This window comes from Pseudoflavonifractor sp. 60 (genome assembly GCF_009911645.1).
Classification (GTDB): domain Bacteria; phylum Bacillota; class Clostridia; order Oscillospirales; family Oscillospiraceae; genus Lawsonibacter.
Window position 1 is genome coordinate 1 of sequence record NZ_QWKI01000192.1, and the last position, 887, is coordinate 887.

The following is an 887-nucleotide window of genomic DNA, read 5'->3' on the forward strand; positions in this document are numbered from 1 at the left end:
AAACTAAAAGAGAACCAACTAAAAGGAGCGAGTGAGAAGCCGCCCGCCCCATTTGGCAGATATAAAAATATTTTCCTCTCTGAAAGCGAATATGCGGAGCTGAAAGAGGAATACCCGGACAGGCTGGAACGGTTCATTGAGGAATTAAGCCAGCATATAGCCGCCAACGGGAAAAGCTACATCAACTATGCCGCCGCTATCCGTATATGGGCGGGGCGTGACAGGAAAGGCACGGGGAAGAAAGGAATCCCCGATTATTCCTACAAAGAGGGCGAGAGCCTTTGACAACAGAGATAGAACGCCCCGTAAACAGGGCGTAAAAGACCATGAACAAGGAGGACGATTTTATGAGCGATTATGATAACGCCATTTTCCGGCTTGCCACGGCACAGGAAGCAGAGCCGGAGGACTACACGGGCGAGGACGGGCTTTTGTATTGCGGGAGCTGCCGCCAGCCCAAAGAAGCCTATTTTGCAGAGGGAAAGACGCTTTTCGGACGTGACCGCCACCCCAAAGAATGTGACTGCCAGCGGAAACGCCGGGAAACGCTGGAAGCCAGCCACCGGGAATACAAGCGCCGGGAGGAAATGGAACGGCTGAAACGAAAGGGATTTACAGACCCAGCTATGCGGGAATGGACGTTTGAAAACGACAACGGGAAATGCCCCCAAATGCACAAAGCCTATTCCTATGTGGAGCAATGGGAACGGGTAAGCACCGGGAACTATGGATTGATTTTGTGGGGAAGTGTCGGCACAGGGAAAAGCTATTTTGCCGGGTGTATCGCCAACGCCCTCATGGAGAAAGAAGTTTCCGTGTGCATGACAAACTTTGCCCTTATCCTCAATGACCTTGCCGCCAGCTATAAGGACAGGAACGAGTACATA

Annotated in this window: 2 pseudogenes; both read left to right on the forward strand. The window is 51.7% G+C overall.

The annotated features are described in order from the left end of the window. Positions 1 to 285, forward strand: a pseudogene (locus D1646_RS22870) (replication initiator protein A); the annotation flags it as partial. 62 nt (positions 286 to 347) lie between these two features. Then, positions 348 to 887, forward strand: a pseudogene (locus D1646_RS18965) (ATP-binding protein); the annotation flags it as partial.